This window comes from Burkholderia cepacia ATCC 25416 (assembly GCF_001411495.1).
Lineage (GTDB): Bacteria > Pseudomonadota > Gammaproteobacteria > Burkholderiales > Burkholderiaceae > Burkholderia > Burkholderia cepacia.
This window is the reverse complement of record NZ_CP012981.1, coordinates 1,951,078-1,969,125: the sequence shown is the minus strand read 5'-3', so window position 1 is coordinate 1,969,125 and position 18,048 is coordinate 1,951,078. Positions and strand designations below refer to the sequence as shown.

The 18,048-nt window shown below is 64.9% G+C and carries 16 protein-coding genes; all 16 read right to left on the bottom strand.

Annotation, left to right across the window (positions count from 1 at the left end; translation table 11 throughout):
- Nucleotides 1-55: 55 nt before the first annotated feature.
- Complete coding sequence (cysM, locus tag APZ15_RS08975) at nt 56-958, bottom strand: cysteine synthase CysM (RefSeq protein ID WP_027788056.1); 903 nt, start codon at nt 956-958, stop codon at nt 56-58.
- A 214-nt stretch (nt 959-1,172) separates the two neighbouring features.
- On the bottom strand, nt 1,173-1,520 hold the full coding sequence (locus APZ15_RS08970; protein ID WP_021157453.1) for a ComEA family DNA-binding protein: 348 nt from the start codon (nt 1,518-1,520) through the stop codon (nt 1,173-1,175).
- A 73-nt stretch (nt 1,521-1,593) separates the two neighbouring features.
- On the bottom strand, nt 1,594-2,586 hold the full coding sequence (rfaD, locus tag APZ15_RS08965) for an ADP-glyceromanno-heptose 6-epimerase (RefSeq protein ID WP_027788057.1): 993 nt from the start codon (nt 2,584-2,586) through the stop codon (nt 1,594-1,596).
- A 63-nt stretch (nt 2,587-2,649) separates the two neighbouring features.
- On the bottom strand, nt 2,650-3,600 hold the full coding sequence (gene rfaE1 / locus APZ15_RS08960; protein WP_051363294.1) for a D-glycero-beta-D-manno-heptose-7-phosphate kinase: 951 nt from the start codon (nt 3,598-3,600) through the stop codon (nt 2,650-2,652).
- Between the two features lie 7 nt (nt 3,601-3,607).
- The gene (locus APZ15_RS08955) at nt 3,608-5,008 is read right to left on the bottom strand and encodes a UDP-glucose dehydrogenase family protein (RefSeq protein ID WP_027788058.1); all 1,401 of its coding nucleotides are present in this window, start codon (nt 5,006-5,008) and stop codon (nt 3,608-3,610) included.
- Between the two features lie 90 nt (nt 5,009-5,098).
- Nucleotides 5,099-6,271 (bottom strand): lipopolysaccharide assembly protein LapB, encoded by a 1,173-nt coding sequence (gene lapB / locus APZ15_RS08950; RefSeq protein ID WP_027788059.1) that lies wholly within the window; start codon nt 6,269-6,271, stop codon nt 5,099-5,101.
- 53 nt (nt 6,272-6,324) lie between these two features.
- Nucleotides 6,325-6,618, bottom strand: a complete 294-nt coding sequence (locus APZ15_RS08945) for a lipopolysaccharide assembly protein LapA domain-containing protein (RefSeq protein ID WP_027788060.1) — start codon at nt 6,616-6,618, stop codon at nt 6,325-6,327.
- A 210-nt stretch (nt 6,619-6,828) separates the two neighbouring features.
- On the bottom strand, nt 6,829-7,152 hold the full coding sequence (locus APZ15_RS08940) for an integration host factor subunit beta (protein WP_006486894.1): 324 nt from the start codon (nt 7,150-7,152) through the stop codon (nt 6,829-6,831).
- A 22-nt stretch (nt 7,153-7,174) separates the two neighbouring features.
- Complete coding sequence (gene rpsA / locus APZ15_RS08935; RefSeq protein ID WP_027788061.1) at nt 7,175-8,887, bottom strand: 30S ribosomal protein S1; 1,713 nt, start codon at nt 8,885-8,887, stop codon at nt 7,175-7,177.
- Nucleotides 8,888-9,029: 142 nt separating this feature from the next.
- On the bottom strand, nt 9,030-9,716 hold the full coding sequence (gene cmk / locus APZ15_RS08930; protein WP_006476573.1) for a (d)CMP kinase: 687 nt from the start codon (nt 9,714-9,716) through the stop codon (nt 9,030-9,032).
- A gap of 13 nt (nt 9,717-9,729) precedes the next feature.
- Nucleotides 9,730-11,034 carry a 3-phosphoshikimate 1-carboxyvinyltransferase gene (aroA, locus tag APZ15_RS08925; protein WP_027788062.1) on the bottom strand — a complete coding sequence of 435 codons (1,305 nt, stop codon included), beginning with the start codon at nt 11,032-11,034 and terminating at the stop codon, nt 9,730-9,732.
- Between the two features lie 13 nt (nt 11,035-11,047).
- A complete protein-coding gene (locus APZ15_RS08920) occupies nt 11,048-11,974 on the bottom strand; it encodes a prephenate dehydrogenase/arogenate dehydrogenase family protein (protein ID WP_027788063.1) in 927 nt (308 codons plus the stop codon).
- A 186-nt stretch (nt 11,975-12,160) separates the two neighbouring features.
- On the bottom strand, nt 12,161-13,243 hold the full coding sequence (gene pheA / locus APZ15_RS08915) for a prephenate dehydratase (RefSeq protein WP_027788064.1): 1,083 nt from the start codon (nt 13,241-13,243) through the stop codon (nt 12,161-12,163).
- Nucleotides 13,244-13,276: 33 nt separating this feature from the next.
- Entirely contained in the window at nt 13,277-14,359 is a 1,083-nt protein-coding gene (gene serC / locus APZ15_RS08910; protein WP_027788065.1) for a 3-phosphoserine/phosphohydroxythreonine transaminase, read from the bottom strand.
- A 155-nt stretch (nt 14,360-14,514) separates the two neighbouring features.
- Nucleotides 14,515-15,114 carry a DUF2059 domain-containing protein gene (locus tag APZ15_RS08905; protein ID WP_021157463.1) on the bottom strand — a complete coding sequence of 200 codons (600 nt, stop codon included), beginning with the start codon at nt 15,112-15,114 and terminating at the stop codon, nt 14,515-14,517.
- 83 nt (nt 15,115-15,197) lie between these two features.
- A complete protein-coding gene (gyrA, locus tag APZ15_RS08900) occupies nt 15,198-17,801 on the bottom strand; it encodes a DNA gyrase subunit A (RefSeq protein WP_027788066.1) in 2,604 nt (867 codons plus the stop codon).
- Nucleotides 17,802-18,048: the final 247 nt, after the last annotated feature.

Below are 18,048 nucleotides of genomic sequence, written 5' to 3'. Positions count from 1 at the left end.
CGCCGCACAAGCGGCGCTTTCTTTTCGTACGCGCGCAACGCGCATCTGCTCGCGTTCAGGCAGGAAACACGCCCGTCGACAGGTAGCGGTCGCCGCGATCGCAGACGATGAACACGATCGTCGCATTCTCGACCTGACGCGCGATGCGCATCGCGACTTCGCATGCGCCGCCCGACGAAATGCCCGCGAAGATGCCTTCGACGGCCGCGAGGCGGCGCGCCATCGTTTCCGACGCAGCCTGGCTCACGCTCTCGACGCGGTCGACACGGCTGCGATCGAAGATCGTCGGCATATAGGCTTCCGGCCACTTGCGGATGCCCGGAATGCGCGAACCGTCTTCCGGCTGCGCACCGACGATCTCGATCGCCGGATTTTGCTCCTTCAGATAGCGCGACGTGCCCATGATCGTGCCCGTCGTGCCCATTGCCGACACGAAGTGCGTGACGCGCCCTTCGGTATCGCGCCAGATTTCCGGGCCCGTCGCTTCGTAGTGCGCAATCGGATTGTCGGGGTTCGCGAACTGGTCGAGGATCACGCCCTTTCCTTCGCGCTGCATCTCGTCCGCGAGATCACGTGCCAGTTCCATCCCGCCCTTCACCGGCGTCAGGATGATTTCGGCACCGTAGGCGGCCATGCTCTGGCGGCGCTCGACCGACAGGTCCTCCGGCATGATCAGCACCATCTTGTAGCCGCGGATCGCCGCTGCCATCGCGAGTGCGATACCGGTGTTGCCGCTGGTCGCCTCGATCAGCGTGTCGCCCGGCTTGATGCGCCCGCGCGCCTCGGCCTTGCTGATCATCGACAACGCCGGGCGATCCTTCACGGAACCGGCCGGATTGTTGCCTTCGAGCTTCGCGAGCACCACGTTGTTGCGCGCGCGAATCTCGTCGTCCGGCAAGCGGACCAGTTGGACGAGCGGCGTATTGCCGATCGTGTCTTCGATAGTTTTGTAAGCCATGGATATACCGTGAGTACGAGGCCGATCAATCGATCGATTGTAAACCAGCACCGCTGCTCGCGCCGGCAACCCCATTGCGGCGATGGAATACGCATGCCGTGCAACGCGTGGACGCCGCATGCGCCGTGCCCACGCAAAAAACCCGCGGCATGCCGCGGGAAGCCGTCGCAACGACGGCGACTGAAGGAGCTTGTTGTCGGCTGCGCGCGACGTGTTACTTCTGCGTGGTGGTGCGGGCAGGTGCGGCCGCAGGCTTGCCGGCGGCCGGCTTGCCCGGGGCCGGCTGCGCGGCACCCGTGCCGGCCGCACCGATCGTCAGGCCTTCCTGCTGAAGCCGCTCGACGGTATGGCCGCCCATGCCTTTCACGCGTGCGGCGAGATCCTCCGCATTCCTGAACGGACCGCGTGCGCCGCGTTCGTCGAGAATCGCCTTTGCCCGCGCCGGGCCGATACCCTTGATGCCGACGAGCGCATCCTCGTTGGCGGTGTTGACGTCGACGGCCGCCCAGGCCGAGGCGATCGTGCCGAGCATTGCCGCTGCGGCCAACCATTTTCTGATCATGTGCTGGATCTCCGATGAATACGGCCGGCGGCTGCCGACCGTGAGACCCAGTCTATCGGCGCAACGCTTCCGTTTAAACCTGGCCGGATAGCCAACGCACGTATCGGTCGACGCCTTCCTGCACGGTCAGGAACGGTGCGTCGTAACCGGCCGCGCGCAGTTTCGTCTGGTCGGCCTGCGTGAAGCACTGGTACTTGCCGCGCAGCGCATCGGGGAACGGCACGTATTCGATCAGCCCTTGCTCGACCTGCTGCGCGAGCGTCAGCGGCGGCAGGTTGTCGAGCGCGCGCAACGTATTCACGACCGTCGACGCGATATCGTTGAACGGCTGCGCACGGCCGGTCCCGAGGTTGAAGATGCCCGACTTCTCCGGATGATCGAAGAAGAACAGGTTCACCTTGGTCACGTCCTCGATCGACACGAAGTCGCGCGTCTGCTCGCCCGGTGCGTAGCCGTTGTACTCGCCGAACAGCTTCACCTTGCCTTCCGCACGGAACTGGTTGAAGTTGTGGAACGCGACCGACGCCATGCGGCCCTTGTGCGTCTCGCGCGGGCCGTACACGTTGAAATAGCGGAAGCCGGCGATCTGGCTCTGCGCGGTCGGCAGCACACGACGGACCACCTGGTCGAACAGGAACTTCGAATAGCCGTAGACATTCAGCGGCGCCTCGACGTCGCGCTCCTCGACGAATCGCGTCGAGCCGCCGTAGGTCGCCGCCGACGACGCGTACAGGAACTGCGTGCCCTGTGCGAGGCAGGTGTCGAGCAACGCGCGACTGTAGCGGAAGTTGTTGTCCATCATGTAGCGGCCGTCGGTTTCCATCGTGTCCGAGCACGCACCTTCGTGGAACACCGCGCGCACCTTGCCGAAATCGCCGCGCGCGAAACGTTCGACGAATTCCGACTTGTCCAGATAGTCGTCGATCTCGCAATCGACGAGATTCCGGAACTTGTCCGCGCGCGTCAGGTTGTCGACCGCGATGATGCGCGTCTCGCCGCGCTCGTTGAGCGCCTTGACGATGTTCGCGCCGATAAAACCGGCTGCGCCGGTGACGATGAGGGTCATGATCGTCCTGCCTGAAAAGTGCGAGCCATGCGTGCGGCGCGCTCATCGCGCCGCCGCATGCGCTCAATGAAACAGTTCGTCGTAGTCCACCGTGGCCGTGCCGAGCTTGCCGACCACGATGCCTGCCGCGCGATTCGCGAGCACGACGGCGTCGACGAGCGGCACGCCTGCACCGAGCATCGTCGCGACCGTCGCGATCACGGTATCGCCCGCGCCCGACACGTCGAACACCTCGCGCGCGAGTGCCGGTGCGTGCAGTTCGCCGGTGGCGGAAAACAGCGTCATGCCTTCTTCCGAACGCGTGAGCAGCAGCGCGTCGATGTCGAGTTCCGCGCGCAGCTTCGCGACACGTGCGCGCAGATCGTCTTCCGATTTCCACTGCCCGACCACTTCGCGCAATTCCGCGCGATTCGGCGTGATCAGCGACGCACCGCGATAGCGCGCCCAGTCGTCGCCCTTCGGGTCGACGAGGACGGACTTGCCGGCCGCGCGCGCCTTCTCGATCATCGTCGTGACGTGCGTCAGGCCGCCTTTCGCGTAATCCGACATCAGCACGACGTCGTGCTGCGGCAGCAGCGCATCGAAGCGCGCGAGCCCCGCGAGCAGCACCTCGTGCGTCGGCATGGCCTCGAAGTCGACGCGCAGCAGTTGCTGCTGGCGCGCGAGCACGCGCAGCTTGATCGTGGTCGGCAGCGCCGGGTCGCGCTCGAGATGCGGCGTCACGCCGCTGCTGCCGAGCAGTTCGACGATGCGCTCGCCGGGTTCGTCGCACCCGACGACGCACAGCAACCCGGCCTGGCCGCCGAGCGTCACGGCGTTGCGCGCGACGTTGGCCGCACCGCCGAGCCGCTCTTCCTGGCGCTGCACGTGCACGACCGGCACGGGCGCCTCGGGCGAAATGCGATCGACGTTACCGAACCAGTAACGGTCGAGCATCACGTCGCCGACGACAAGCACGCGCGAGCGCGCGAGTTGCGCACGCGGCACCGGAACGACCTCGCGGAGAGTATTCATCGTGTGATCAGCCACGGGAGGACGACTGGGGATCGACATACGGCCGGCCGATCGCGTAGTAGTCGATGCCCAGTTCGGCCATCGCATCCGGCTCGTACAGGTTGCGCCCGTCGAAGATCACCGGCGCCTTCAGTTCAGCCTTCAGGCGCGTGAAATCGGGGCTCCGGAATTCCTTCCACTCGGTCACGATCACGAGCGCGTCCGCGCCCGTCACGGCAATGTCCTGCGTGTCGACGAGATGCAGCCGCGCCAGCGCGTCCGGATCGGTACCGAAATCGAGCGCAAACACGCGCCGCGCCTCGTCGACCGCGACCGGATCGTACGCACGCACGGTCGCGCCACGTTCGAGCAGCGCGGCGATCAGGCGGCGGCTCGGCGCCTCGCGCATGTCATCGGTGTTCGGCTTGAACGCCAGGCCCCAGACCGCGAACTCGCGGCCGGTCAGGTCGGCACCGAAGCGCTGCTCGATCTTGCCGATCAGCACGTCCTTCTGCGCATGGTTGGCTGCCTCGACGGCTTCCAGGATGCGCAACGGCTGGCCGTTCTCGCCAGCCGTGCGAATCAGCGCCTGGACGTCCTTCGGGAAGCACGAGCCGCCGTAGCCGACGCCGGCGTACAGGAAGTGATAGCCGATGCGCGGATCGGAGCCGATCCCGCGGCGCACGGCCTCGATGTCGGCGCCGACCTTGTCGGCGAGATTCGACATCTCGTTCATGAACGAGATACGCGTTGCAAGCATCGCATTCGCCGCATATTTCGCGAATTCCGCCGAACGCACGTCCATGTAGATCGTGCGCTCATGGTTGCGGTTGAACGGCGCGTAGAGCTTCTTCATCTTCTCGCGCGCGATCGTGCCCGTCTCGTCGTCGTCGACGCCAATGATGATCCGGTCCGGACGCATGAAGTCCTCGACCGCGGCGCCTTCCTTCAGGAACTCCGGGTTCGACACGACCGAGAAGCGATGCGCGACGCTGCCTGCCAACCCGCGGGCGGCAAGCGCTTCGTCGACCACGCCGCGCACGCGCTGTGCGGTACCGACCGGCACCGTCGACTTGTCGACGATCACCTTGAAGCCCGTCATGTGGCGGCCGATGTTGCGCGCGGCTTCGAGCACGTACTGCAGGTCGGCCGAGCCGTCCTCGTCGGGCGGCGTGCCGACGGCGATGAACTGGATCTCGCCGTGCGCGACGCTTGCCTCGATGTCGGTCGAGAAGCGCAGGCGCCCCGCTGCGCGGTTGCGCGCGATGATGTCCAGCAGCCCAGGTTCGTGAATCGGCATCCCGCCGTTGTTCAGGATGTCGATCTTGCGCGGATCGACGTCGAGGCAGAATACGTCGTGGCCGATCTCCGCCAGGCAGGCGCCCGTGACGAGACCGACATAGCCGGTGCCGATGATGGTGATTTTCATAGATGTTCCGGTACTTCCCGGTAATTGACTAACTTGGCCGCCGGGACGAACCCCGCGGCAACCGCAGCGCGTTGGCTCCGCGTGCCGGGATCAGCCCGGCATCGCAGGATCGACGCGACGCGGCGCATAGGTTTCCCAGCCGCTGCAGCCCGGACACTGCCAGTAGAAATTGCGCGCCCGGAAACCGCAATTCTGGCACGTATACCGTGGCAAATTCTTGGTGCGCTGCTTGATCAGCGCACGCATCATTTCAAGTTCCTTACGGTGCGGCTCGTCGGCCGCCGCGATCTGCGCATCGAGCAGGTGCAGCATCCCCGACAGGTTCGGCGACTTCTCCATCTGCGTGCGCGCGAGCGTGTGCGCCGCGTCCTGGCCGCGCAAGCCCGCGATGTGCTGGTATGCGATGTCGAGCAGGTCGTTCGACGGATAGCGGTCGACATAGCCCATCAGCAGCTCGGCGCCTTCGGCGTTCTTGCCGAGCGCGACGTACGCCTTCATCAGCTTGTCGGCGACGAGCGGCAGATACGCCGGATTCTGCGCTTCGACGCGCTTCCAGTGCTCGATCGCGGCCGCGTGGTTGCCCTCGGCCGCCGCGGCGTCGCCGGAGAGGATCGTCGCGCGAACGTTCTGCGGGTTCACGGTCAACGCGAGGCGCAACTGTTCGGCAGCCGCTGCCGCGTTCTTGCGCTGCAGCGCATCCTGCGCAAGTTCGCAGTGAAACTGCGCAATTTCGACGCCGAGCGGTTTGTCGCTCATCGACTCGATGCGCTTCGCCGTATCGATCGACTTGTTCCAGTCCTTCTCGATCTCGTAGATCGTCAGCAGCGCCCGCTGCGCGCCGAGTGCGTAATCGCCGTCGGCGAGTTTGTGGAACGCCTCCTCGGCGCGATCGAGCAGGCCGGCCTTCAGGAAATCCTGGCCGAGTTCGTACAGCGCGTGATCGCGCTCGTTGACCGGCAGGTCCGTGCGGCTCAGCAGGTTCTGGTGCACGCGGATCGCGCGGTCGGTTTCGCCGCGGCGGCGAAACAGGTTGCCGAGCGCGAAGTGCAGCTCGACCGTCTCGGGATCCAGCTTGGCGACCTCGATGAACGCGTCGATCGCCTTGTCGGGTTGTTCGTTCAACAGAAAATTCAGGCCGCGGAAATACGAGCGCGGCAGGTTGGCACTCTCCGACAGGAGATTCTTAAGGTCATAGCGTGACGCCGCCCAACCGAGCGCGAACGCGACCGGAATCGCGAGCAACCACCAGAAATCCAGATCCATGCGAAATATCGAAGCAGAGACGAAAACCGCGCGATGATCGCGAGGCGTCCGTGTTAAATGACGGGCGGCATCGGCGGCTGCTCGATGACGGCCGGCGTTTCGCGTGCCGCGCGCAGATCGCGCTTCAGGCGCCCGTTCTCGAGACGCAAGCGGAAGATCGAAGGCAGCGCGGACAGCAAGCCGGCCAGCAGCCCCACGGCGAAGAACGCGAGGCCGATCAGGATCAGCGGCGCCTGCCATGAATAGCCGGCCACGAAATTCAGCGTCGCGGTTTGCGTATTGGCCAGCGCAAGCACCAGCAGCAGTACGAACACCAATACCCGGATCAGCCAGACGATAAACTTCATGAAGCCCTCTCTTTGTTGAGGTTTGCCGCGGCGCGCGACTCCCCTTCGTCGCGCCGAATCGACCCGTATTGTAAAGGAAGCGTTTCCGCGGCTGCGCACATCCTGCACGCACCCGTTGCGTCGCAATCGCCGGAAATGAAAAAAGCGCCCGCAAGGGGCGCTTTTCTTTTCAGCCTTCGCCGGATGGGTTCCGGGCAATCCGGGTGACGCTCAACGCTCGTCGTCCGGATCGTCAGCCTTCAGCGGCTCACCGGCGCGGCCGTCGACGCGTTCCCGCAATTCCTTGCCAGGCTTGAAGTGCGGCACGAACTTCTCGGGCACCTGCACTTTCTCCCCTGACTTCGGGTTGCGTCCGACGCGCGCCGGGCGACGGTTGAGGCCAAAGCTGCCGAAACCCCGAATTTCGATACGATGCCCTTTCGCCAGAGCGTCAGACATCGCATCGAGCATCGTTTTCACCGCGAAATCCGCATCCTTGAGGACAAGTTGCGGAAATCGCGATGCCAGCTGCGCGACCAACTCGGATTTGGTCATACTTCAGCAGACCTCGTGAGGCTTACTGGTTCTGGCCGTCGAGCTTCGCCTTCAGCAGCGCGCCGAGGTTGGTCGTACCGGTCGCAGCAGCGCTGGTGTCCGACTGCAGGCCGCGGATCGCTTCCTGTTGTTCAGCCGAATCCTTCGCCTTGATCGACAGGTTGATGCCGCGCGACTTGCGATCGATGTTGATCACCATCGCGTTGACCTTGTCGCCTTCCTTCAGCACGTTGCGTGCGTCTTCGACGCGATCCTGCGAGATTTCCGACGCACGCAGGTAGCCTTCGATGTCGCCCGTCAGCGTGACGACCGCACCCTTCGCATCGACCGTCTTCACGACGCCGTCGACGATCGAGCCCTTGTCGTTCATTGCAACGTAGTTGCTGAACGGGTCGCCTTCGAGCTGCTTGATGCCGAGCGAAATACGCTCCTTCTCGACGTCGATACCGAGCACGATCGCTTCGACTTCGTCGCCCTTCTTGTACTTGCGAACGGCTTCTTCGCCGGCTTCGCTCCACGACAGGTCCGACAGGTGGACCAGGCCGTCGATGCCGCCCGGCAGACCGATGAACACGCCGAAGTCGGTGATCGACTTGATTGCGCCCGTGATCTTGTCGCCCTTCTTGAAGTTGCGGCTGAAGTCATCCCACGGATTCGGCTTGCACTGCTTCATGCCGAGGCTGATACGACGACGGTCTTCGTCGATCTCGAGGACCATGACTTCGACTTCGTCGCCCAGCTGGACAACCTTCGACGGAGCAACGTTCTTGTTGGTCCAGTCCATTTCCGACACGTGGACGAGGCCTTCGATGCCCGATTCCACTTCGACGAATGCGCCGTAGTCGGTGATGTTCGTGACCTTGCCGAACAGGCGCGTGCCCGACGGGTAACGGCGCGAGATGCCTTCCCACGGATCGTCGCCCAGTTGCTTGATGCCCAGCGAGACGCGGTTCTTCTCTTGGTCGAACTTGAGGATCTTCGCGGTGACTTCCTGGCCAACCGACAGGACTTCGCTCGGGTGACGCACACGACGCCATGCGATGTCGGTGATGTGCAGCAGGCCGTCGATGCCGCCGAGGTCGACGAACGCGCCGTAGTCGGTGATGTTCTTGACCACGCCGTTGACGATCGCGCCTTCCTTCAGCGTCTCGAGCAGCTTCGCGCGCTCTTCGCCTTGGGTTGCTTCGATCACTGCACGACGCGACAGCACGACGTTGTTACGCTTGCGATCGAGCTTGATCACGCGGAACTCGAGCGTCTTGCCTTCGTACGGGGTCGTGTCCTTGACCGGACGCGTGTCGACCAGCGAACCCGGCAGGAACGCACGGATGCCGTTGACCATCACGGTCATGCCGCCCTTCACCTTGCCGGTGATCGTGCCGGTGACGAGTTCGTTGTTGTCGAGAGCCTTTTCCAGCGACAGCCACGATGCAAGGCGCTTCGCCTTGTCGCGCGACAGGATCGTGTCGCCGTAGCCGTTTTCGAGTGCGTCGATCGCGACGGACACGAAATCGCCCGACTGCACCTCAACCTCGCCCTGATCGTTCAGGAATTCCTCGATCGGAATGTAAGCCTCGGACTTCAGGCCTGCATTGACGACCACGAAGTTGTGGTCGACGCGCACGACTTCGGCGGAAATCACTTCGCCGGCGCGCATGTCTTGGCGGGTCAGCGACTCTTCGAACAGAGCCGCGAAAGATTCAGTATTCGGGGTGGAGGTTTGCAGGTCGGACATAAAAATCTGATTGTGCATGGATCGCTGTGCCACGCCGGCCGGAATGGCAGGCTGAAAGGGCCAGATCGACGACCACACGGGGTTAAGGGTTCGAAACACGCTCCGCGCTTGCGACGCGGAACACCTACTGCTACCCGCCTTCTCAGGCGGGCTGGCCGAGCGCCCGGTACCACTGCAGCACCTGGTCGACCGCTTCATCGACCGAAAGCGCCGACGTATCGAGCAGCTTGGCATCTGCCGCAGGCTTCAGCGGCGCGGCCGCGCGATTGCTGTCGCGCGCGTCACGTTCACGAAGATCCCGGAGCAAGTCATCTATATTAGCAGAAAAACCTTTTTGCATCAATTGCTTATGCCGTCTGGTCGCGCGCGCCTCGGCGCTGGCCGTCAGGAACACCTTCAACACGGCGTCCGGGAAGATCACGGTGCCCATGTCGCGCCCGTCTGCAACGAGGCCCGGCGTCTTGCGGAACGCGCGCTGACGCGCGACGAGCGCGGTGCGCACCGGCCCATGCACGGCAATCGCCGATGCGCGGTTGCCGACCGCTTCGGCACGGATGTCGTTCGACACATCGACGCCGTCGAGCTGCGCGCAGCCCTCCCGGAACGTGATGTGGAGATCGTCGATCAGCTTCACCAGCGCGTCGATGTCCTCTGCCGCGATGCCGTAGCGCACGCTCGCGAGCGCGGCGAGGCGGTACAGCGCGCCGCTGTCGAGCAGGTGGAAGCCAAGATGCGCGGCGACGAGCGCGGCGACGGTGCCCTTGCCGGAAGCAGTGGGACCGTCGATCGTGATGACGGGAGTCGGGTGAAAGGGTCGGGTCGATTTCATCGGAACAGTCGGGTCAGGCTTTGGCGAGCGCGGCGAAGCGGTCGAAATAGTCGGGGAACGTCTTGCCGACGCACTTCGGATCGTTGATCCGCACGGGCACACCGCTCAGGCTGACGAGCGAGAAACACATCGCCATCCGGTGATCGTCGTACGTGTCGATCGCCGCGTTCGGCGTGAGCTTTTCCGGCGGCGTGACGACGAGATAGTCAGGACCTTCCTCGACGATCGCGCCGACCTTGCGCAGTTCGGTCGCCATCGCCGCGATGCGGTCGGTTTCCTTCACGCGCCAGCTTGCGATGTTGCGCAGCGTGCTCGGGCCGGCGGCGAACAGCGCCGCGACCGCGATCGTCATCGCCGCATCGGGAATCAGGTTGAAATCCATGTCGATCGGCTCGAGCTTGCCGTGGTCGTGGCCGATGCCGCGCACTTCGATCCAGTCGTCGCCCATCGTCACGTTCGCGCCCATCTGCATCAGCGCGTTCGCAAAGCCGACGTCGCCCTGGATGCTCGCACGCCCCACGCCCTCGACACGCAGCGGCCCGCCGCCGAGCGCGCCGGCCGCGAGGAAATACGACGCCGACGACGCGTCGCCCTCGACCATGATCTGCCCCGGCGATTTGTAGCGAACCCCGGCCGGCACGACGAAGCGCTGCCAGCCGTCGCGCTCGACGGTCACGCCGAAGCGCTCCATCAGCCGGATCGTGATGTCGATGTACGGCTTCGAGATCAGCTCGCCGTCGATCTCGACGACAATCCGGCCGTCCTTCGCCTTCACGAGCGGCAGCGTCATCAGGAGCGCCGTGAGGAACTGGCTCGACACGTCGCCGCGCACGCGGATCGGCGCATCGACCGAGATCGTCGCGGGTTTGATCCGCAGCGGCGGGAAGCCTTCGTTCAGCTCGTAGTCGATCTGCGCGCCGATCTGGCGCAGGCCGTCGACGAGATCGCCGATCGGCCGCTCGTGCATGCGCGGCACGCCGTGCACGCGATAGTCGCCGCCGTTCACCGCGAGCGCGGCGGTCAGCGGCCGCACGGCCGTGCCCGCGTTGCCGAGGAACAGGTCGGCCGTCTTCGCGGTGAATGCGCCGCGCGTGCCCGTGACGACACAGGTATCGCCGTCGCGCGCGAGCTTCACGCCGAGCTTGCCGAGTGCGTCGAGCATCACGCGCGTGTCGTCGGAGTCGAGCAGGTTGGTGATCGTCGTTTCGCCTTCGGCCAGCGCCGCGAGCAGCAGCACGCGGTTCGAAATGCTCTTCGAGCCGGGCAGGCGCACGGTGCCCGATGCGCTGGAGTACGGGCCGAGATCGAGATAGTCCATGGGAATCGTCCTGTTATTTCTTGACCGGTTCGGCAGCGGGCGCGCCGCCGCGCTCCTGCCATGCCTTGCGCGCGGCGCGCGAACGCGTGAACACGGCTTCGAGCGCCGCGCCGTCGCCGGCGTCGATCGCCGCGCGCAGCCGCGTGAGCACGCGCGTATAGCCGTCGAGCTCGTCGAGCAGCGCCGCGCGATTCGCGACGCACACGTCGCGCCACATCTCCGGGCTCGACGCCGCGATGCGCGTGAAATCGCGGAAACCGCCCGCCGCGTACGAGAATTTAAGTTCCGCGTCGGCCTCGCCGAGGATCTGCTCGACGAGCGCGAACGACAGCACGTGCGGCAAATGGCTGATCGACGCAAACACGCGATCGTGCTGCTCCGTGCTCATCGTGCGCACGTCGGCGCCGGTCGCGCGCCACATCGCGTCGATCCGCGCGACGGATTCGGGCGCATTCTCCGGCAGCGGGCACAGCACCACGTTGCGACCGACGTACAGATCCGGCAACGCGGCCTCGACGCCGCTCGACTCGCGACCGGCAATCGGATGCCCCGGCACGAACTGCGCGATGCGTGCGCCGAGCGCGTCTCGCGCGGCCGCGACGACATCGGACTTGGTGCTGCCGGCATCGGTGACGATCGTCGCCGCTTCAAGCCACGGCGCGATGCGCTTGAGCAACGGGCCCGTTTGCGCAACGGGTGCCGCCAGCAGCACGAGATCGGCGCCCGCCAGCGCGTCGCGCAATTGCGCGTCATCGTCGAGTGCCGCCGCGCGATCGATCACGCCGAGCGCGAGCGCGCGCTCGACCGACGCACGCGAACGCCCCACGCCGACGACCTCGCCCGCACCGCCCGGCGCGCGTTCGCGCAGCGCGCGGGCTAGCGATCCGCCGATCAGGCCGACGCCGAAAATGACCAGTTTGTTGAATGCAAAGCCTGACACGACAAGAGCCAAGTTACGCGCGCGGAACGACGCCCCGCATGCGGAATTCCAGATTCCGGGCAACGGGCCCGCACCCGGCGCAACCTGCGCCGGACGCGGGCCGAACCCGCCTTCGGCAGCGCCAACCGGCCTGCCCTGCCTGCCTCGCCGCAACGCCTGCCCGAGCAGGCGACGGGCCGCCGCGCATCAGCGTGCGCGCGGATACGAACCGAGTATCTTCAGGAACGCGGCCTTCTGGCCGAGTTCCGCGAGCGCGGCCGCCACCGCCGCATCGTCCCGGTGCCCTTCGATATCGATGTAGAAGTAGTACTCCCACGTGCCGACGCGCGCCGGGCGCGACTCGAAGCGCGTCATCGACACGCCGTGCCGCGCGAGCGGCTCGAGCAGCTTGAACACGGCGCCCGGCTCGTTCTTCACCGACACGATCAGCGACGTCTGGTCGTGACCGCTTTGCCCGGCCGGCTGCTTGCCGACGATGACGAAGCGCGTGCGGTTGTGCGGATCGTCCTGAATCAGCGAGAACGCGATCTGCAATCCGTAGTGCGCGGCCGCACGGTCGCCCGCGATCGCCGCGACGGTCGGATCGGCCGCCGCGAGACGCGCGGCCTCCGCGTTGCTCGCCACGGCTTGCCGCTCGAGCTGCGGCGCATTCGCCGCGAGCCACTGCTGGCATTGCGCAAGCGCCTGCGCATGCGCGCAGACGCGCTTCACGCCGTCGAGCGTGCCGCCCTGCGTCAGCAGGTTGTGATGGATCGGCAGCGCGAGCTCACCGCTGATCAGCAATTGCGTCTGCAGCAGCAGGTCGAGCGTGCGCGACACGGCGCCTTCGGTCGAATTCTCGACCGGCGCGATGCCGTACGCAGTAGCCCCGGCCTCGACCGAGCGGAATACTTCGTCGATCGACGGGCACGGCAGCCCTTCGATCGACTGGCCGAAATACTCGAGCATCGCCTGCTCGCTGTACGTGCCGACCGGCCCGAGGAACGCGACGTGGATCGTCTGCTCGAGCGCGCGGCTCGCGGCCATGATCTCGCGCCAGATGGCGCTGATGTGCTCGCTCGCGAGCGGCCCCGCGCTCATATCCTGCAACCGCGCGATCACCTGCAGCTCGCGCTCCGGCCGGAACACCGGCGCGTTGAAATGCTTCTTGACCTCGCCCACCTCCAGCGCCACCGCGGCGCGCTGGTTCAGGAGCGCGATCAGCTGCGCATCGATCGCGTCGATGCGATCGCGCAGCGGTTTCAGGCGGGAATTCAGTTCGTCGTCCATGCGTTTTGCCGTGCTGTTTGAACAGCGCCGCCGTCAGGCGCCGCGCTGCTCGAAGTCCTTCATGTACTCGACGAGCGCTTTCACGCCCTCGAGCGGCACCGCGTTGTAGATCGACGCCCGCATACCGCCGACGGACTTGTGGCCCTTCAGCTGCAGCAGCCCGCGCGCCTTTGCGCCGGCAAGGAAGTCTTCGTTGCGCGTTTCGTCGGCCAGGAAAAACGGCACGTTCATTCGCGAACGTGCTGCCGGCTCGACCTTGTTCAGATAGAAACTGCTCGCATCGATCGTGTCGTAGAGCAGCTTCGCCTTTTCGATATTGCGGGCCTCGATCGCCTCGAGACCGCCCTGCCGCTTCAGCCACTGGAATACCAGACCCGCGATGTAGATCGCGTAGGTGGGCGGCGTGTTGTACAGCGAGTTGTTCGCGGCGATGGTCTTCCATTCGAACGCGGACGGGCAGATCGACAGCGAGCGGTCGAGCAGGTCCTCGCGCACGATCACGAGCGTCACACCGGCCATCCCGATGTTCTTCTGCGCACCGCCGAACAGCACACCGTACTTCGCGACGTCCATCGGACGCGACAGGATATGCGACGAGACATCCGCGACCAGCGGCACGTCGCCGAGATCGGGAATCTCGAACGTCTCGACGCCGTCGATCGTCTCGTTGGTGCACAGATGCACGTAGGCCGGATCGTCCGACAGTTGCCATTCGGCGCGCGCGGGCGCACGCGTGAAGCCGTTTTCCGTCTTGCCGGTTGCGGCGAGATGCGGCGTGCCGTATTTCTTCGCTTCGCTGAACGATTTCTGCGACCACGAGCCCGTCACGACGAAGTCGGCCGTCTTGCGCGAGCCGAGCAGGTTCATCGGCACGATCGCGTTTTCGGCAATACCGCCGCCCTGCAGGAACAGGATCCGGTGGCTTGCCGGCACGCCGAGCAGGTCGCGCAGGTCGGTCAGCGCGGCCTCGTGGATCGACATGAACTCCTTGCCGCGATGGCTCATCTCCATCACGCTCATACCGCTGCCGTGCCAGTCGAGCATTTCGTCGGCGGCTTGCCGCAGCACTTCCTCGGGCATCGCCGCAGGGCCGGCGGAGAAATTAAAGACGCGCATCGTGAAAACCTCGGAGGGACGCGACCGGCTCGCCGCCGGCAGAACGCGCCAGAAAAGAAATGGCCGCTTGCGCTCGCGCGCAAACGGCCATTATCGCACTGTCGTCAGGCTCCCGCCAAACCCGGCCGAACGGCCGGTGGCGTGCCCGGACGGCTTTACTTGCCCGGCTTGACTGCTGCGACTTCCTTGTCAGCCTGCGTACGCGTTGCCTGGATCGCTTGCGGCATGTACTTCTGCATCAGGCCGTTGACCACGTCGCGACCGACCTGATCCTGAACCTGGATGAACTTGCGGCCCGTCGGGCTCTTGTAGAACGTCGTCAGATCCTTGATCTCCGACGTGCTGTAGTACTTCGCGTAGGCGTCGTACTGAGCCGACATCGCGTCGTTCTGGAACTGTTGCGTACCGAACACCTTGCCTGCGCCGTCGACCAGCTTCGGCACCGCGTTCTTCTGCAGCGTCGGAACGGCAGCTTGCTTCTGCTTGTCGTTCAGCGTCTTGTTTTCCGACAGCGCGTCCGACAGGATTGCCGGCACGAGTTGCTTGGCCTGCATTTCGGCGCTGTTGCCGATTGCCGACACGAGCTTCGGCGCGTCGATCGCGTCGAGCAGATCCTTGATCGCAGCCTTCTTGTCGGCGTCGATCGGCGCAGCTGCCGCGGCAGGCGCCGGTGCGGAATTCGACAGCGCTTGCGCCATCGCGAACGTCGGCACCAGTGCAGCCAGCAGGACCAGTTGCTTGAATTGCTTTTGCATCATCACTCCCTTTTGGAAATATGAATGGTTGCTCGCCGGCCGCGGCGCTTCACGCCCGCGGCGGCCAGAGTCTCATCCGTTCTTCAGGCTTCGCCGTCCGACGCCTCGTCGGCCTCGCCATCGCCCTCTTCAGCCTCCGCGATCTGCTGCAGGCCGGAGAGCTTGGTACCCTCATCGAGACTGATGAGTGTAACACCTTGCGTGGCACGCCCCATCTCGCGAATCTCCGAGACACGGGTGCGAATCAACACGCCGGCCGTCGTGATCAGCATGATCTGATCTTCGGCGTCGACGAGCGTTGCAGCCACGACCTTGCCGTTACGCTCCGACGTCTGGATCGCGATCATACCCTTCGTGCCGCGGCCGTGACGCGTGTACTCGGTGATCGGCGTACGCTTGCCGTAGCCGTTCTCGGTCGCGGTGAGCACCGTCTGCTCCTCGCTGCCGGCAACCAGCATCGCGATGACCTGCTGCCCGTCCTCGAGCTGCATGCCGCGCACGCCTCGTGCTTCACGCCCCATCGGACGCACGTCGTTCTCGTCGAAGCGCACGGCCTTGCCGGAATCGGAGAACAGCATCACGTCGTGCGCACCGTCGGTGATCGACGCGCCGATCAGGTAGTCGCCCTCGTCGAGGCCGACCGCGATGATGCCCTTCTTCATCGGACGGCTGAATGCCTCGAGCGGCGTCTTCTTCACGGTACCGAGCGACGTCGCCATGAAGATGAACTTGTCGGCCGAGAACTCCTTGACCGGCAGCACGACGTTGATCTTCTCGCCTTCCTGCAGCGGGAACATGTTGACGATCGGGCGGCCGCGCGAGTTCCGCGAACCCTGCGGCACTTCATAGACCTTGACCCAGTACACGCGGCCGCGGTTCGAGAAGCACAGGATGTAGTCGTGCGTGTTCGCGATGAACAGCGTCTCGATCCAGTCGTCTTCCTTCATCTGCGTCGCCTGCTTGCCGCGGCCGCCGCGCTTCTGCGCGCGGTACTCGGACAGCGGCTGCGACTTCACGTAGCCCGCGTGCGACATCGTGACGACCATGTCCTGCGGCGTGATCAGATCCTCGGTGTTCAGCTCGGTCGCGTTCAGCTCGATCTTCGAGCGGCGCGCGTCGCCGAATTCGGCCTTCACCGAGGTCAGCTCCTCGCCGATCATCGTCGTGATCCGCTCGGGGCGTGCGAGGATGTCCAGCAGGTCGGCGATCTGCGCCATCACTTCGCGGTACTCGCCGATGATCTTGTCCTGCTCGAGGCCGGTCAGGCGCTGCAGGCGCATCTGCAGGATTTCCTGGGCCTGCGTGTCGGACAGGCGGTACAGCCCGTCGCTCTGCATGCCGAACGCCGGGTTCAGGCCTTCCGGGCGGTACGCGGAGCGGCCGCCGGCCGCCGCGTTCTCGCTCTCGGCGCGCGTGAGCATCTCGCGCACGAGCGACGAATCCCACGGCTTCGCCATCAACTCCGCCTTCGCGATCGGCGGCGTCGGCGCTGCCTTGATGATCGCGATGAACTCGTCGATGTTGGCGAGCGCGACCGCGAGACCTTCGAGCACATGGCCACGTTCACGGGCCTTGCGCAGTTCGTAGATCGTGCGGCGCGTCAGCACTTCGCGTCGGTGCGACAGGAAGCACTGCAGGATTTCCTTCAGGTTCAGCAGCTTCGGCTGGCCGTCGACCAGCGCGACCATGTTCATGCCGAACGTATCCTGGAGCTGCGTCGCCTTGTACAGGTTGTTCAGCACCACTTCCGGCACTTCACCGCGCTTGAGCTCGATCACGACGCGCATGCCGCTCTTGTCGGACTCGTCGCGGATGTCGGAGATGCCTTCGAGCTTCTTCTCGTTGACGAGTTCGGCGATCCGCTCGAGCAGCGAGCGTTTGTTCACCTGGTACGGCAGCTCGTCGACGATGATCGCCATCCGCTGGCCGCGGTCGATCTCCTCGAAGTGCGTGGCCGCGCGCATCACGACGCGACCGCGCCCGGTGCGGTAGCCGTCACGCACGCCGGCGACGCCGTAGATGATGCCGGCCGTCGGGAAATCCGGCGCCGGGATGATCTCGATCAGCTCGTCGATCGTCGCTTCCGGGTTACCCAGCAGATGCTGGCACGCGTCGACGACTTCGTTCAGGTTGTGCGGCGGGATGTTGGTCGCCATACCGACCGCGATGCCCGACGAGCCGTTGATCAGCAGGTTCGGGATGCGCGACGGCAGGACCGACGGCTGCATTTCGTTGCCGTCGTAGTTCGGCTCGAAATCGACCGTTTCCTTGTCGATGTCGGCGAGCAGCTCGTGACCGATCTTCGCCATGCGAATTTCGGTGTAACGCATCGCCGCGGCATTGTCGCCGTCGATCGAGCCGAAGTTGCCTTGCCCGTCGATCAGCATGTAGCGCAGCGAGAAGTCCTGCGCCATCCGCACGATCGTGTCGTACACCGCGGTGTCGCCGTGAGGATGGTACTTACCGATCACGTCACCGACGATACGCGCCGACTTCTTGTACGCGCGGTTCCAGTCGTTGTTCAGTTCGTGCATCGCGAACAACACGCGCCGATGCACGGGCTTCAAGCCATCGCGGACATCCGGGAGGGCACGTCCGACGATCACGCTCATCGCGTAATCGAGATACGAACGGCGCATTTCCTCCTCTAGGGAGGTGGGCAGGGTCTCTTTGGCGAATTGATCCATGTATCCGTATCGTTTCGGAGCGAAGACGGCGAACGCCTTTCGCGTGGGCGCTGCATGCGCAACGCAACGCGAGATTCTAACATGCGCCCATCAGCCGCCAATTCGCCGCCCCCTCTATATATAAATAGCGAAAATCGCGGCCACGTCGATTCGACCGAAATCGCACGCGACTCGACGCCGCCGGCGATCCCCTCACACTTGTTTCATGCGCACGAGTAAACAACCACGCACATTCGCGCAATTTCGC

What these genes read in the sequence shown, in the direction of transcription:
- cysM (WP_027788056.1), bottom strand. Translation starts at nt 958, where the DNA reads ATGGCTTACAAAACTATCGAAGACACGATCGGCAATACGCCGCTCGTC.
- APZ15_RS08970 (WP_021157453.1), bottom strand. Translation starts at nt 1,520, where the DNA reads ATGATCAGAAAATGGTTGGCCGCAGCGGCAATGCTCGGCACGATCGCC.
- rfaD (WP_027788057.1), bottom strand. Translation starts at nt 2,586, where the DNA reads ATGACCCTCATCGTCACCGGCGCAGCCGGTTTTATCGGCGCGAACATC.
- rfaE1 (WP_051363294.1), bottom strand. Translation starts at nt 3,600, where the DNA reads ATGAATACTCTCCGCGAGGTCGTTCCGGTGCCGCGTGCGCAACTCGCG.
- APZ15_RS08955 (WP_027788058.1), bottom strand. Translation starts at nt 5,008, where the DNA reads ATGAAAATCACCATCATCGGCACCGGCTATGTCGGTCTCGTCACGGGC.
- lapB (WP_027788059.1), bottom strand. Translation starts at nt 6,271, where the DNA reads ATGGATCTGGATTTCTGGTGGTTGCTCGCGATTCCGGTCGCGTTCGCG.
- APZ15_RS08945 (WP_027788060.1), bottom strand. Translation starts at nt 6,618, where the DNA reads ATGAAGTTTATCGTCTGGCTGATCCGGGTATTGGTGTTCGTACTGCTG.
- APZ15_RS08940 (WP_006486894.1), bottom strand. Translation starts at nt 7,152, where the DNA reads ATGACCAAATCCGAGTTGGTCGCGCAGCTGGCATCGCGATTTCCGCAA.
- rpsA (WP_027788061.1), bottom strand. Translation starts at nt 8,887, where the DNA reads ATGTCCGACCTGCAAACCTCCACCCCGAATACTGAATCTTTCGCGGCT.
- cmk (WP_006476573.1), bottom strand. Translation starts at nt 9,716, where the DNA reads ATGAAATCGACCCGACCCTTTCACCCGACTCCCGTCATCACGATCGAC.
- aroA (WP_027788062.1), bottom strand. Translation starts at nt 11,034, where the DNA reads ATGGACTATCTCGATCTCGGCCCGTACTCCAGCGCATCGGGCACCGTG.
- pheA (WP_027788064.1), bottom strand. Translation starts at nt 13,243, where the DNA reads ATGGACGACGAACTGAATTCCCGCCTGAAACCGCTGCGCGATCGCATC.
- serC (WP_027788065.1), bottom strand. Translation starts at nt 14,359, where the DNA reads ATGCGCGTCTTTAATTTCTCCGCCGGCCCTGCGGCGATGCCCGAGGAA.
- APZ15_RS08905 (WP_021157463.1), bottom strand. Translation starts at nt 15,114, where the DNA reads ATGCAAAAGCAATTCAAGCAACTGGTCCTGCTGGCTGCACTGGTGCCG.
- gyrA (WP_027788066.1), bottom strand. Translation starts at nt 17,801, where the DNA reads ATGGATCAATTCGCCAAAGAGACCCTGCCCACCTCCCTAGAGGAGGAA.